The organism is Halomonas sp. E19 (assembly GCF_052439355.1).
GTDB lineage: Bacteria > Pseudomonadota > Gammaproteobacteria > Pseudomonadales > Halomonadaceae > Halomonas.
The window spans coordinates 437,821-451,352 of record NZ_JBNFWU010000001.1; the positions used below are offsets into that span (position 1 = coordinate 437,821).

Sequence of the window (13,532 nt, forward strand, 5' to 3'; positions counted from 1 at the left end):
GCCGAGGCGGCTGCGCCACTCGATGTCGCGCCCCGCCCACCAGCCGGCCACCGTCGGCAGGTCGTGGGTCGAGGTGGTGGCGATGGCGCTGCTGGCCCACTCGCCGGGCGGCAGGAAGGTGCCTTGCTCGTCGCGCTCGAACCATAGCACCCGCATGCCGAGGATGCCGACATCGGCCAGGCGGTCACGCAGCCCCGGCGGCACGGTGCCGAGATCCTCGCCGATGACGATGGCGCGATGGCGCCAGGACTCCAGCGCCACCAGCCGCAGCAGGTCGTCGAAGGGATAGCGCAGGTAGCCGCCTTCGGCCGGCGAGGCGCCGTGGGGCACCAGCCACAGGCGCAGCAGGCCGAGGATATGGTCGATGCGCAGCCCGCCGGCGTGGGCGAAGCCGGCGCGCAGCATGTCGATGAAGCTGCGAAAGCCGGAGCGTACCAGCCCCCGCGGAGAGAAGGGCACCAGGCCCCAGTCCTGGCCGTGCACGTTGAAGGTGTCGGGGGCGCGCCGATCGAGACACCCTCGAGCATCTCCTCCTGCCGGCTCCAGGCCTGGCTGCCGGCGGCATCGGCGCCCACCGCCAGGTCGGCGATCAGGCCGACCGGCATGCCGGCCTCGCGGGCGGTGCGCTGGGCGCGGGCGAGCCCGTCGGCGGCCAGCCACTGCAGGAAGGCGTGGAACTCGATCTCGTCCTGGTGGGCCTCGACGAAGCGGGCCACTTCCGGGTTGGCCGGGTCGCGCAGCGCCTCCGGCCAGCGGCGCCAGTCGGGCTCGTCGAGCTGCTGCTGCAGGGCCTCGAAGCGGCAGTGGGTGGCCAGGGCGTCGCCGCCTTGGCGGCGAAACGCCGCCAGCGCCTCGCGGGCCTGGCGCGCCGGGGCGTCGTCGCGCTGGCGCAGGTCGTCGTGCAGGATGCGCAGCCAGCTCAGCTTGGCGCGGGCCGCACGCGGCCAGTCGAGCAGCTCGTCGCGCTCCAGCTGCGCCAGGGTCTCGCTCAGCCCGCCGCGGGCGATCGCCGCCTGCACCGCCTCGGCGCCGAGCTGCGCCTCGGGGGCGGCGTGCAGGGCGTGGTAGTTGAGCCGGCTGGAGGGCGAATAGGGGCTGTAGCGCTCGGGGTCGGCGCTGAACATGGCATGGGTGGGGCTCACGGCCAGGGCCGCGGCGCCGGCCTGGGCGGCGTGGCGGGCGAAGGCTTCCAGCGCCAGGGTGTCGCCGATGCCACCGTCGCCGGGACGGCGCAGCGCATAGAGCTGCACGGCCATTCCCCAGCGGCGGGGGGCGGCCTCCTGGCAGGCGTCGGCCAGGGTGAAGCAGCGCGGCGGGGCCACCGCCAGGGTAAGGTCGCGCTCGGCGAGGGTCAGCCGGTGGTAGCCAACCACGCCGACCGGTGGCAGCCGGCCCTGGTCGTCGAGGCGGTCGTGCAGCAGGTCGCCCTGTTCCAGCCGCAGCTGAAAGGGGTGCCGCCCGGCAGCGCCGACGGTAGCGCGGTGGCCGCCCCACGCTCGGCGGTGATCAGCGGCGGCCAGTCGTCGAGCGTTGGCGGCGTGCGCAGGCGCTCGAGCTCGGCGGCGACGGCGGCATCGCTGTCGGTGGCAAACCCCAGGCAGCCGAGCAGGTGGCGCTGCACCTGGGGTTCCAGCCGGCAGCGTTCGCCTTCGCTGTCCAGCCACTCCAGCAGTAGTCCGGCGGCGGCCGCCAGCTGCTGCAGGGGGTATCGCTCGTTGGCATGTTTCGCTCAGCTCCCTGTGTCGATTATCCGCTCAGCGTTTCCGCCCCCGGGTTGGTGTGAAGCCAGGCGGCGGCGCTGCGCGCCGCCAGGCGCCCACTCTCGGCGGCCACCGCCACGCCGACGCGGGTCTCGTGTAGACAGCGCCCCACGCCCAGGGCGGGCGTGGCGGCAGCGTCATCGCCGAGGTTGACGGCGATCACCAGCTGGGTGTCGTCGCCCATGCACCAGCGGGCGATCACGGTGCGCTCCGCCAGGGCCTCGGCGCCCAGCGCCCGGGCGCCGTCGAGGCGCGGCACGATCTCGCCGTGGCGGATCGCCAGCAGCCGCTGCACGAACGCCAGCCAGTCGCGGTGGGCCTGGGCGTCGGCTTCGGCCGGGTCGAGGCGCGAGGCCTCGAAGGTGGCCGCGGCGTTGGGGTCGGGTATGGCCTCGCGCCGAGCGGGTCCTGAAAGTCGCTGAAGTCGGCGAACTCGGCGCGCCGGCCTTCGCGCACCGCCTCGGCCAGCGCGTCGCGGTGGTCGGTGAAGAATAGGAACGGCCGCTGGCTGGCCCACTCCTCGCCCATGAACAGCAGCGGCACCATGGGCGAGAGCAGCAACAGCAGGGTGGCGGCCTGCAGGGTCTCGGCCGGGCATAGTCGGGTCAGCCGCTCGCCGAGGGCGCGGTTGCCGGTCTGGTCGTGGTTCTGCAGGAAGTTGACGAAGGCGGTGGGCGGCAGGTGCGCGCTGGGCATGCCGCGCGGCTCGCCGCGGCGGGTGGCCTCGCCCTGGTAGATGAAGCCCTCGCCGAGGCAGCGCACCAGCTTGTCCATGGGGGCCTCGGCGAAGTCGGCGTAGTAGCCCTCGCGTTCGCCGGTGAGCAGCACATGCATGACGTTGTGCCAGTCGTCGTTCCACTGGGCGGTGTAGAGGCCGTTTTCCAGCAGGCCGGCATCGTTGTGCTCGTTCTCGAGGATCAGGTGCACGTGGCGGCGGGAGCCGAGGCGCGAGCGCACCGTCTGGGCCAGGGCGACGAGGAAGTCGCGCTCGCCGATGGCGTGCACGGCGTCGAGGCGCAGGCCGTCGAAGCGGTACTCCTCGAGCCACATCAGCGCGTTGTCGATGAAGTAGCGGCGCACCATGGGCTGGCGGAAGTCGATGGCCGGCCCCCAGGGGTGGCCTGGTCGGCGCGGAAGAAGGGCTCGGCGTAGAGGCCGAGGTAGTTGCCGTCCGGGCCGAAGTGGTTGTAGACCACGTCGAGAAAGACCATCAGCCCGTGGCCGTGGGCCTCGTCGACCAGCGCCTTGAGCGCCTCGGGCTCGCCGTAGGCATTGGCCACGGCATAGGGCAGCACGCCGTCATAGCCCCAGTTGCGCGAGCCGGAAACTCCGCCACCGGCATCAGTTCGATGGCGGTGATGCCGAGCGCGGCCAGCCGCGGCAGCTGGCGGCGCAGTTCCTCCAGGCCGCCCAGTGCCCCCAGGTGCAGCTCGTAGAGCACCGTCTCGTGCCACGGGCGACCCGTCCAGTCGGGGTGGCGCCAGGCGTAGCGCTCGGCGTCGATGACCCGGCTTGGCCCCTCGATGCCTCCCGCCTGGCTGCGGGCGGCGGGGTCGGGCACGGCGAGGCCGTCGGGCTCGCCGGCGGTGAACACGCGGTAGCGGTAGCAGGCGCCGTGCCCACAGGGTGCCTCGGCGACGAAGCGGCCTTCGCCCTGGTCCGCCATCGTCTGGGGGCAGGCCTTCAACCTCCAGCGTCACGCGCTCGGCGCTCGGCGCCCAGAGCGCGAAGCGCGTGCGGTCAGGGGCAATGACATGCGCACCCAGGCCGTGAGCATTTGCCGCTGCGCTCATGGCCCCCCTGGACGGCGCGGTCGACGGCCTCGCACACCTGGCTGTAGAGCTGGCTATAGGGGGCGATCGACTGCCGCCAGTGATAGCGCCCCACCATGGCCGCCCGCCGCATGGCATGGAACAGCGCCTTCGACTGGTATACGGCGAAGGCCTGCTGGATGGCACGCATGTAGCTGGCCTGGGTCATCTCGTCGAACAGGAAGCCGGTGACGCCATCCTCGATGGTGTCGGCCAGCCCGCCGGTGCGGTGGGCGATCGGCAGCGAGCCAAAGCGCTGGGCGTACATCTGGCTCAGACCGCAGGGCTCGAAGCGTGACGGCATCAAGAGGAAGTCGCTGCCGGCAAAGATGCAGCGCGCCTCGTACTCGTCATAGCCGATGAAGACGCCGACCGCGCCGGGGAAGCGCTCCGCCAGCTCGGTGAGCGCGGCTTCGACCTGGGGGTCGCCGCTGCCGATGCACACCAACTGCCCCCGGCCCAGACGATCGACGCCGCCGCCTCTAGGGTCAGGTCGATGCCCTTCTGGTGCACCAGCCGCGACACGATGGCGAACAGCGGCCCCTGGCCGGGCGCCAGGCCGAAGCGCTTGCGCACGTGGTCGGCGTTGGCGCGCTTGCCGCGCCAGTCGTTGGCGGAGAAGGCCTGCACCAGATGGGCGTCGGTGCGCGGGTCCCAGGAGTCGTCGATGCCGTTGGGAATACCGCTGAGCTTGCCCTGCTCGGCCTTGCAGGCGAGCAGTCCTTCGAGGCCGCAGCCGTATTCAGGGGTGGTGATCTCGCGGGCATAGGTGGCGCTGACGGTGGTGACATGGGTGGCATGTACGATGCCGGCCTTCATGAAGGAGAGCTTGCCGTAGTACTCGACGTCCTCGATGTGGAAGGCGTCGGCGGGAATGCCGAGGCGCTCCAGGCAGTCGTGGTCGAACAGCCCCTGGTAGGCGAGGTTGTGGATGGTGAAGATGGTGGGGACGTCCTCGCCGCGCCAATGCAGATAGGCCGGGGCCAGGCCGCAGGTCCAGTCGTTGAGATGCATCAGGTCGGGCTGCCACGCCAGGCCGGCGCGGCCGGTGGCGATCTCGGCCGCGGCCAGCGACAGCCGGGCGAAGCGGATGTCGTTGTCCTCCCAGCCGTCGCCGCCGCCGGTGGAGTAGGCAGCGTGGCCGTTGCCATAGGGCGTGCCTTCCCGTTCGTAGAGCTCGGGGCACAGCAGCACGTAGATGACGAGGCCGTCTTCGCAGGTCAGCTCGCCGATATCGCAGGCCGGAATGGCGGCATGCGTGGGCAGGTGGCCGACCCGGCGCAGGGCATGGCCCGCGTCGAGGATCTGCGGATAGCCGGGGATCAGCACGCGCACGTCGTGGTGGGCCGCCAGCGCACGCGGCAGGGCGGAGGAGACGTCGCCCAGCCCGCCGGCCTTGACGAAATCGGCCATTTCCGGGGTGACGAAGAGGACGCGACGGCCGGAAGGCGGTGCGCCGGGGCGTGTCTTGCCACTGTCCGCGCGGCGGGAGACGTCACGCGGCCGGATACGACTGAATGGTTCAATGACATCAGGCTCCGCACCGCCTGATGTGTCCCATCTCACACGGGTGCTCGTGTCGATACCACGCAAAGCTACATTGCCCATGCCTGACCTCCCTGGATGTCATGGTCAACGGTGTCAAGCGAAGTGCCTGGACAACACCTGCCCGACGCCGTGCTTTCCTAAGCCTTCGGCAACCCTGCCCGCAGCTCTGCTTCTGGAAAGTACTTTTGCAGTTATAGACGATGGATCATATGAAAGCGAACCGATGAACATGCATAACCTGTGTTATGAAAAGAGGGAATATGGAAAATATTATTTTCCAGCCATTTTTTACGAAATGCTGTCGAATATTGCCGAGGAAGAGCTGTTTAAAATGAATTTAATAGGCGGCTAAAATTTGTCGATATGCCTTGTGTTTGCTACATCTTTGGTCAGTGAATGATTGGCGTGAAGTCTTTTTTTGCAGGGGATTGATTTTAATTTAGGTTTCAATAATTGGAAATAAAAAACAGCGTATCCGTTACATTGTGAATGAAAAAAGAGGAAAGCCTGTATTGAGCATGGAGGGAATGAGCGGCTGAAAGTGGAATTTAAGACGCTGAAGTTTTGATAAAGAAAGTGACATAAAGAGGCAATTCGATACGAAGCGAAGGATAAGCATGAACCAGCCATCCATGGAACAAGGAGGAGTGACATGAGCCGAAACCTGAAGGACAAGGTCGTGGTAATCACCGGGGCTTCCAGCGGCATTGGCAGGGCCGCCGCGCATGCCTTTGCCCGTGCCGGCGCTTCGCTGGTGCTGGCGGCACGGCGAGAGGGCGCGCTGCAGGAGGCGCTGGCCGAGTGCGAACGCCTGGGCGGCCGGGGCATCGTGGTGCCCACCGACGTCTGCGACGCCGACCAGGTCGAACGTCTTTGCGAGCGTGCCGTGGCACAGTTCGGGCGGGTCGACGTCTGGGTGAACAACGCCGCGGTCACGCTGTTCGGTCGCCTGGAAGAGACGCCGCGCGAAGCCTTCGAGAAGGTCATCCAGACCAACCTGATCGGCTACGTCAACGGGGCCAGGGCGGCCATACGCCAGTTCCGCGAGCAGGGGCAGGGGCGGCTGATCCAGGTCGCCTCCATGGTGGCGCATGCCGGCCAGCCCTTCACCAGCGCCTACGTGGCCTCGAAGTGGGCCATCCGTGGCCTCTCGGAGTGCCTGCGCATGGAGCTGGCCGACGCGCCGCACATTCATGTCTCTACCCTGCTGCCAGCCTCCATCGATACGCCGCTGTTCCAGAACGGCGCCAACTACGTGGGACATCCGGCCAAGGCGATGACGCCCGTCTACCCGCCCGAGCAGGTGGCGGCGGCGATCGTGCAGGCCGCCCGGCACCCCGCGCGCGAATGCTTCGTCGGCAACGCCGGGCGCATGATGGCCGCCCTGCGCACTCTGGCGCCGCCGCTGGGCGAGAAGCTGATGGAGCGCAAGGTCAACAGCGACCATTTCGCCCAGGGCCTGCCCGTCGAGCCGAACCCGGGCAACCTGTTCGAATCGCAAGGCCGGGGCAGCGTGCGCGGCGGCTGGATCGAGCGCGAGCACGGCCACGACCACGACCACACTTCGGCACTGCCCCTCGGGGGCTGCTGGCTGGGCTGGCGGTGGCGCTTCCCTGGCCTGCTATGCGTATCACAAGCAGCGTGGTGCCTAGCGCGGCACGCTTCCTGCCGATCAATGGACTGGAGACGAAGGAGCCTCTCATGCGACCGAGTTCCCCCTCTTATATCGCCGATTTCGATTCCGCCACTGGCATGCTGCGCGCCACCTCCAATTACCTGCATGGCAAGGACTACCCCGCGCTGGGCAAGGGGCACGCCATGGGCTGGGTGGTGCAGGCGGCCAACTGGTTGCCGCAGTCGGCCCGCGAGCAGGTCTATGCCATCGGCGGCGTGACGGAAGGGCACGCGCCGAACAAGCTGCACCAGGTCGATGCCGAGAAGGTGGCGGAGTGGATCACCGCGCGCTATCCCCAGCGCCGCTACCAGGCCGTCATGGTCGGCTCGGCCAGCGGCGCCCTGACCCATCTCTCGGCGGCCTTCGACATCCCGTGGCTGCCGCAGACTTTCTTCGTGCCGGTGCGCCACCTCTCGGGCGACAACGACGACCCGGTGGATGCCATGGAGTTCGGGCGCCGCTACGGCCCGCTGCTGCTCGAGGCCAACCCGGAGCTGCAGCTGCACCACATGCATGACGGCAACCAGGACCGCCTGATGGTGGAGTACATGGACTACTTCCGGGTCAAGCGGCGGACGCTGGGCAAGGCCTACGAGCGCTTCCTCGAGGAGACGCTCGAGCCCGGCGGCACCATCATCGTGACCGAGTGCCAGCGCAAGTGGCCGACGACCCGCATCGGCGAGCGCCACGTGTTCCAGCACGGCGCGCTGGGCGGCGCCACCGAGGAGGAGTTCCTGCATGGCAGCGAGCGGGTCGAGGAGTACCTGGAACGCTACGATTCGTCGGTGCGGCGCTGGCCTTCGCCCGAGCCCGACGGCGAGAGCCCCGAGGCGGAGTGGGGCTTCGAGGAAGCGCTGCGCGAGGACATCCTGCGCTTCGCCGCCCGGCGCGGCTACAAGGTCAAGCGGCTGCTTTTTACCGAGCCCGACGACCTAAGCCCGCTGGTGGCCGACTTCTACCGCGACTGGTATCGCCGGCGCGGCATGAAGGGCAACCGCCTGCTGGTCGAGTCCTTCATCATGCTCGAGCCCTACTGGGCGCTGCGCACCGGCTCGGTGCCGTTCTGGATGAAGTTCAACATGGACCCCTCGGTGGACACCATCGAGCGCTACCTCGACTCCCACGAGGCCTACGACGAGATCAACCTGATGCTGTTCAACAACGGCGTCGAGGCGGTGGGCTTCCCGCAGATCGAACGCTGGAAGCAGGTGCTGGCACGGGCAAGCCGCCAGGGCCAGTTCATCGGCGTCAGCGAGGAGCTCCACCCGCGCGACTTCGGCTCGCTCGGGCGCTATTACATCGAGACCAAGCAAAAGATCAAGGCGCGTTACCCGCTGCCGGGGCCGCTGCCGCTGCAGCGGCTGTGGGATTTCATGGCGCAGCATGGCGAGCGCTACGCGGTGGAGCTGCGCGACGCCTGACCGAGGGCTCGCCGGCGTCACTGTCGTCGCAGGCTGTTAGCCGGCCTGGGGCGACAGCCGGCCTGTCCTGACCGGCATCGGCGGGCCAGGCCTGCTAACCTGATTTAAGGAGAAACTGAATCACCACAAACAGGGTCCCAACAGCATATCCCTATCACGACGTGAGGTAAGTCTGTCATGAGCGTGCGCCGTGTCGCCTGGCTTCACCGTCTTGTGCTGTGGTTCGCCTTCCTGTGCCTGGTGATTGGCGGGGTCTGCTGGCCTGGCAGACCCAGGCCCAGCAGAACGAGCGCATCGCCCTGGTGATGACGGTGGACGGCGCCATCGGCCCTGCCACCGGTGACTATTTCGAGCGCGGGCTGCGCCAGGCCGAGGCACGCGACGCCGAGATCGTGGTAGTGCAGATGGACACGCCGGGCGGGCTCGATGCCTCCATGCGCAGCATGATCCGCGCCATGCTCTCTTCCACGGTGCCGGTAGCCATCTACGTCTCGCCCAGCGGGGCGCGGGCCGCCAGCGCCGGCACCTACCTGCTCTACGGCAGCCACGTCGCCGCCATGGCGCCCTCGACCCACCTGGGTTCCGCCACGCCCGTACAGATGGGCGGCGGCGGCTTTCCCGGCATGGAGGACCGCGACGGCGAAGGCGATGCCCGGGCCGAGGAGGGCGGCGCCGGCGAGGATGACGAGGCCGGGCAGGAGGCCGACGGCGATGGGACCAACGACGAGGCGGCGGATACCGAAGGCGCCGCCCCCGCCGATACGCGCCGCCGCGGCGAAACCGCCATGGAGCGCAAGGTGCTGGAAGATGCCGTCTACTACATTCGCGGCCTGGCCGAGCGCCACGGGCGCAACGCCGACTGGGCCGAGGAGGCGGTGCGCGAGGCGGTCAACCTGACCGCGCGCGAGGCGCTCGAGCTCAACGTGATCGACGTGGTGGCCAGCGACATCGAGGACCTGCTGGCGCAGCTCGATGGCCGCGAGGTGGTCATGGAGCGTGGCACGCGTACCCTGGTCACCGCCGAGCTTGTCATCGAGCGCTTCGACCCCGACTGGCGTACCCGGCTGCTGCAGGTGATCACCAACCCCAACGTGGCCTATTTCCTGATGATCATCGGCTTCTACGGGCTGATCTTCGAGCTTTCCAGCCCCGGCAGCCTGGTGCCGGGCACCATCGGGGTCATTTCCCTGCTGCTGGCGCTTTTCGCCTTCCAGCTGCTGCCGATCAACTACGCCGGGCTGGCGCTGATCCTGGTCGGCCTGGGGCTGATCGTGGGCGAGGCGCTGATGCCGAGCTTCGGGATATTGGGCATGGGCGGCATCGTCGCCTTCGTGATCGGCTCGGTGATGCTGATGGATGCCGACAACCTCACGGTGTCGCTGCCGATGATCGGCGGCATCGCGTTGCTCTCGGCCGGGCTGATGCTGTGGGTCATCACCCGCCTGGTGCGCCTGCGCCGGCGGCCGGCGCGAAGCGGCATGGAACACCTCATCGGCAGCCAGGCCGTGGTGCTCGAGGACTTCCCCCAGCGCGGGCACGTGCGCCTGGGCGGCGAGCGCTGGAATGCCCGCAGCCCGGTCGCCCTGCGCCGTGGGCAAACGGTGCGGGTGGCCGCGGTAGAGGGCCTCACCCTGGTGGTCGAACCCGAACGGCCGGCGCCCTGAAGGCGCCCAACGAAGCGCAACACATCGACGTCACTCAAGGAGTCCGCTCATGATACTTCCCTACCTGGTACCGCTCATCCTGCTGTTCATGCTGGTCGCCGCCTCGATCCGCATCCTGCCGGAATACAAACGCGGCGTGATCTTCTTCCTCGGCCGCTTCCAGGCGGTGAAGGGGCCCGGGCTGATCCTGGTGATCCCCGGCATCCAGCAGATGAGCGTGGTCGACCTGCGCGTCATCACCATGGACGTGCCGGAGCAGGACGTCATCTCCCAGGACAACGTCACCGTGAAGGTCAACGCGGTGCTCTACTTCCGCGTGGTCGACCCCGAGAAGGCGATCATCCAGGTGGAAAACTTCACCGTGGCCACCAGCCAGCTGGCCCAGACCACGCTGCGTTCGGTGCTGGGCAAGCACGACCTCGACGAGATGCTCTCCGAGCGCGACAAGCTCAACGACGACATCCAGGAGATCATCGACGCCCAGACCGAAGACTGGGGCATCAAGGTGGCCAACGTCGAGATCAAGCATGTGGACCTCAACGAGACCATGATTCGCGCCATCGCCCGCCAGGCCGAGGCCGAGCGCGAGCGCCGGGCCAAGGTGATCCACGCCGAGGGCGAGCTGCAGGCGTCGCAGAAGCTGGTCGAGGCGGCCAACGTCATGGCCGAGAACTCCGCGGCGCTGCAGCTGCGCTACCTGCAGACCATGAGCGACATGAGCAACAAGAACGCCTCGACCATCATCTTCCCGCTGCCGATGGACATCATGGAGGCGTTCCGCCACCTGAAGGCCTCGCCTGCCGCCCAGGCCAGAAGCGACGGCAATGCCGCGAAAGAGCCGCCGACGCCAGACGCCTGAACGGATGCCGCGGCGCCGCCGCCGTGGCATGCTGAGGCGACCTGACGCACAGCGAGGTCGCCTTGATCCACTCTCTTTCGCACCGCCAGCAGGGGCTGCTGCTTACCGGCGGCGGTGCGCTGATCATTTCCCCCGACGCCCTGCTGATCAAGCTGATCGGCCTGCCCGACGGCGAGATCCTGCTGTGGCGGGGCCTGCTGACGGCGCTGGGCTTCATTGCCATCATGCTGGCCCGCCACGGTGCCGGTACCCTTGCGGCCTACCGCCGCTGCGGCTGGACCGGCATCGGCGTGGCGCTGCTGTTCAGCCTTTCCACCTTCGGCTTCGTGCTCGGCAATCAGTACACCAAGGGCGGCAACGTGCTGATGATCCTGGCCGGGGCGCCGCTGATCGCTGCCTTGCTGTCGCGGCTGTTTCTCGGCGAGCGGCTGGCGCGCCACACCTGGCTTGCGATCTGGCTGTGCCTGGCGGGCACCTCGCTGATCGTGCTCGACGATGCCGGCGCGGGCTCGTGGGTCGGCAACGGCTTCGCCCTGCTGGCGGCGACGGCCCTGGCGGCCAACTTCACCCTCTGCCGTACCCGGCCCGGGGTGGACATGAGCCCCATGCTCACGCTGTCCGGGCTGATCGTGGCGGCCACGGTGGGGCTGTTCGGCCTGGCCGGCGGCGGCATTGCCCTGCCACCCGCCGACAGCCTGCTGCTGCTGGTCCTGCTGTGCCTGGTGCTGCTGCCGCTGGGCTTCTCCCTGATCCAGCGCGGGCCGCTCTACCTGCCTGCCGCCGAGGTGGGGCTGCTGATGCTGCTGGAAGTGGTGGTGGGCACGCTGTGGGTGTGGTGGATCCTGGCCGAACGCCCGGCGCCGGTTGCCCTGCTGGGCGGTGCCCTGGTGCTCGGCACGCTGCTGGCCAAGGGGCTCTACGAGCGTCGCCTCGAGCTGCGCCTGCGGGCCCGGCGTGCAGGGCAGCAGTGAAACTGATAGAATCCGCCGCTCATTGCGGAACGCCGCCATCGCGCCAGGCGACCCGACTGACCTGACCTTGGACCCAACGTCACGTGCTGATTCCTCTTGCCGGGCTGGCCACGCCGCCCTAGCGCTACCCCCTCCTCGGTGATGCCGTTGCCGGCACGCCAGTGCTCGCCATCTCGATGATGTAGCGGGCTGCTTGTCCGTCTGTCGCCAACTTCACCATCTCGTTCGCCACAGCCGCGTCTCCCCGACGCCGGTACGCGTGCGGCTTACTCCATGACGCGCCTCGGGCCATGGCCTGCAGGCAGAACCCCCACCCACTGGACCCGAGAATGTTCCGATCCATCAAGCAAGAGTGGTTCTCCAATCTCAAGGGCGACACCCTCGCCGGCATCGTGGTCGCGCTGGCCCTGATTCCCGAGGCAATCGCCTTCTCCATCATCGCCGGCGTCGACCCCAAGGTCGGCCTCTACGCCTCCTTCTGCATCGCCGTGATCATCGCCTTCACCGGTGGTCGCCCGGGCATGATCTCGGCCGCCACCGGCGCCATGGCGCTGCTGATGGTCACCCTGGTGCGCGAGCACGGCCTCGAGTACCTGCTGGCCGCCACCCTGCTCACCGGGGTACTGCAGATCGTCGCCGGCTACCTCAGGCTGGCGGAGCTGATGCGCTTCGTCTCGCGCTCGGTGGTCACCGGCTTCGTCAATGCCCTGGCGATCCTGATCTTCATGGCCCAGCTGCCCGAGCTCACCGGGGTGACCTGGCACGTCTACGCCATGACCGTGGCCGGCCTGGCGATCATCTATCTCTTTCCCTACGTGCCCAGGGTCGGCAAGACGATTCCCTCGCCGCTGGTGTGCATCGTGGTGCTCACCGCGGTCTATCTCCTCAGCGGCATGGAGATCCGCAGCGTGGGCGACATGGGCGAACTGCCCGATACCCTGCCGGTGTTCCTGTGGCCCGACGTGCCGCTCAACCTGGAGACGCTGTGGATCATCCTGCCCTACGCGGTGATGCTCGCCGTGGTGGGCCTGCTGGAGTCGATGATGACCGCCACCATCGTCGACGACCTGACCGACACGCCGAGCGACAAGAACCGCGAGTGCAAGGGGCAGGGCATCGCCAACATCGGCTCCGGCCTGCTGGGCGGCATGGCCGGCTGCGCGATGATCGGCCAGTCGGTGATCAACGTGAAGTCGGGCGGGCGCGGGCGGCTCTCCACGCTGGTGGCCGGCGTGGTGCTGCTGGTGATGGTGGTGTTCCTTTCCGACTGGGTGTCGCAGATTCCCATGGCCGCGCTGGTGGCGGTGATGATCATGGTCTCCATCGGCACCTTCAGCTGGGCCTCGATCCGCGACCTGAAAAAGCATCCGCTGAGCACCAACATCGTCATGCTGGCTACCGTGGCGGTGACCGTGGGCACCCACAACCTGGCGATCGGCGTGTTCGTCGGTGTGCTGCTGGCGGCGATGTTCTTCGCCAACAAGGTGGGCAATATTCTCTATATCGGTTCCGAAGAGGCCGACGACGGCAGCCGTCGCATCTACCGCGTGGTGGGCCAGGTGTTCTTCGCCTCCTCCGAGCGCTTCGGCAGCGCCTTCGACTTCAAGGAGACCGTGGCGAGGGTCACCATCGACCTCTCCCGCGCCCACTTCTGGGACATCACCGCCGTGCAGGCCCTGGACCGCGTGGTGATCAAGTTCCGCCGCGAGGGTACCGAGGTGGCGCTGATCGGCCTCAACGAGGCCAGCGCCACCATCGTCGACCGCCATGCCATCCATGATGATCCAGCCGCTGTCGAGAAGCTCATGGGCGGACACTAAGAT

The 13,532-nt window shown here is 68.1% G+C and carries 14 protein-coding genes and 1 pseudogene; 7 read left to right on the forward strand and 8 right to left on the reverse strand.

The genetic code is table 11. The annotated features are described in order from the left end of the window. Positions 1-12: 12 nt before the first annotated feature. From malQ to ACUDAL_RS02420, 8 genes and pseudogenes are all read right to left on the reverse strand, one after another. Positions 13-1,256 (reverse strand): annotated as a pseudogene (gene malQ / locus ACUDAL_RS02385) (4-alpha-glucanotransferase); the annotation flags it as partial. A 95-nt stretch (positions 1,257-1,351) separates the two neighbouring features. Next, a complete protein-coding gene (locus ACUDAL_RS02390) occupies positions 1,352-1,621 on the reverse strand; it encodes a hypothetical protein (protein WP_444677010.1) in 270 nt (89 codons plus the stop codon). Between the two features lie 125 nt (positions 1,622-1,746). Further along, on the reverse strand, positions 1,747-2,019 hold the full coding sequence (locus ACUDAL_RS02395; RefSeq protein WP_444677011.1) for a DUF3459 domain-containing protein: 273 nt from the start codon (positions 2,017-2,019) through the stop codon (positions 1,747-1,749). After that, complete coding sequence (locus tag ACUDAL_RS02400; RefSeq protein WP_444677012.1) at positions 1,959-2,843, reverse strand: hypothetical protein; 885 nt, start codon at positions 2,841-2,843, stop codon at positions 1,959-1,961. Before ACUDAL_RS02400 ends, ACUDAL_RS02395 begins: the two co-directional genes overlap by 61 nt. After that, complete coding sequence (locus ACUDAL_RS02405) at positions 2,810-3,040, reverse strand: alpha-amylase family glycosyl hydrolase (protein WP_444677013.1); 231 nt, start codon at positions 3,038-3,040, stop codon at positions 2,810-2,812. Before ACUDAL_RS02405 ends, ACUDAL_RS02400 begins: the two co-directional genes overlap by 34 nt. Then, entirely contained in the window at positions 2,971-3,426 is a 456-nt protein-coding gene (locus ACUDAL_RS02410) for a hypothetical protein (protein ID WP_444677014.1), read from the reverse strand. The genes ACUDAL_RS02405 and ACUDAL_RS02410 overlap by 70 nt, the downstream gene beginning before the upstream one ends. Before the next feature lie 74 nt (positions 3,427-3,500). Then, on the reverse strand, positions 3,501-3,968 hold the full coding sequence (locus ACUDAL_RS02415) for a glycosyltransferase (protein WP_444679288.1): 468 nt from the start codon (positions 3,966-3,968) through the stop codon (positions 3,501-3,503). Next, positions 3,875-4,984, reverse strand: a complete 1,110-nt coding sequence (locus ACUDAL_RS02420; RefSeq protein ID WP_444677015.1) for a glycogen/starch synthase — start codon at positions 4,982-4,984, stop codon at positions 3,875-3,877. Before ACUDAL_RS02420 ends, ACUDAL_RS02415 begins: the two co-directional genes overlap by 94 nt. A 193-nt stretch (positions 4,985-5,177) precedes the next feature. Between ACUDAL_RS02420 and ACUDAL_RS02425 the strand changes: the two genes are divergently transcribed. The 7 genes from ACUDAL_RS02425 (at position 5,178) to ACUDAL_RS02455 (ending at position 13,529) form a co-directional block, all read left to right on the forward strand. Then, on the forward strand, positions 5,178-5,471 hold the full coding sequence (locus ACUDAL_RS02425; RefSeq protein WP_444677016.1) for a hypothetical protein: 294 nt from the start codon (positions 5,178-5,180) through the stop codon (positions 5,469-5,471). A gap of 300 nt (positions 5,472-5,771) precedes the next feature. Continuing rightward, positions 5,772-7,013 (forward strand): SDR family oxidoreductase, encoded by a 1,242-nt coding sequence (locus ACUDAL_RS02430; protein ID WP_444677017.1) that lies wholly within the window; start codon positions 5,772-5,774, stop codon positions 7,011-7,013. Continuing rightward, positions 6,920-8,215, forward strand: coding sequence for a hypothetical protein (locus ACUDAL_RS02435; RefSeq protein ID WP_444679289.1), 1,296 nt, complete (start codon positions 6,920-6,922; stop codon positions 8,213-8,215). The genes ACUDAL_RS02430 and ACUDAL_RS02435 overlap by 94 nt, the downstream gene beginning before the upstream one ends. A 233-nt stretch (positions 8,216-8,448) precedes the next feature. Then, entirely contained in the window at positions 8,449-9,879 is a 1,431-nt protein-coding gene (locus tag ACUDAL_RS02440; protein ID WP_444677018.1) for an NfeD family protein, read from the forward strand. A gap of 49 nt (positions 9,880-9,928) precedes the next feature. Beyond that, the gene (locus ACUDAL_RS02445) at positions 9,929-10,738 is read left to right on the forward strand and encodes a slipin family protein (RefSeq protein ID WP_444677019.1); all 810 of its coding nucleotides are present in this window, start codon (positions 9,929-9,931) and stop codon (positions 10,736-10,738) included. A 62-nt stretch (positions 10,739-10,800) separates the two neighbouring features. Next, complete coding sequence (locus tag ACUDAL_RS02450) at positions 10,801-11,709, forward strand: DMT family transporter (protein ID WP_444677020.1); 909 nt, start codon at positions 10,801-10,803, stop codon at positions 11,707-11,709. Positions 11,710-12,038: 329 nt separating this feature from the next. After that, positions 12,039-13,529 carry a SulP family inorganic anion transporter gene (locus ACUDAL_RS02455; RefSeq protein ID WP_444677021.1) on the forward strand — a complete coding sequence of 497 codons (1,491 nt, stop codon included), beginning with the start codon at positions 12,039-12,041 and terminating at the stop codon, positions 13,527-13,529. Positions 13,530-13,532: the final 3 nt, after the last annotated feature.

Excerpts from the sequence above, each read along its gene's own strand:
- ACUDAL_RS02400 (WP_444677012.1), bottom strand. The coding sequence starts at position 2,843 with ATGGTGCGCCGCTACTTCATCGACAACGCGCTGATGTGGCTCGAGGAG.
- ACUDAL_RS02410 (WP_444677014.1), bottom strand. The coding sequence starts at position 3,426 with ATGGCGGACCAGGGCGAAGGCCGCTTCGTCGCCGAGGCACCCTGTGGG.
- ACUDAL_RS02445 (WP_444677019.1), top strand. The coding sequence starts at position 9,929 with ATGATACTTCCCTACCTGGTACCGCTCATCCTGCTGTTCATGCTGGTC.
- ACUDAL_RS02425 (WP_444677016.1), top strand. The coding sequence starts at position 5,178 with ATGCCTGACCTCCCTGGATGTCATGGTCAACGGTGTCAAGCGAAGTGC.
- ACUDAL_RS02420 (WP_444677015.1), bottom strand. The coding sequence starts at position 4,984 with ATGGCCGATTTCGTCAAGGCCGGCGGGCTGGGCGACGTCTCCTCCGCC.
- ACUDAL_RS02430 (WP_444677017.1), top strand. The coding sequence starts at position 5,772 with ATGAGCCGAAACCTGAAGGACAAGGTCGTGGTAATCACCGGGGCTTCC.
- ACUDAL_RS02455 (WP_444677021.1), top strand. The coding sequence starts at position 12,039 with ATGTTCCGATCCATCAAGCAAGAGTGGTTCTCCAATCTCAAGGGCGAC.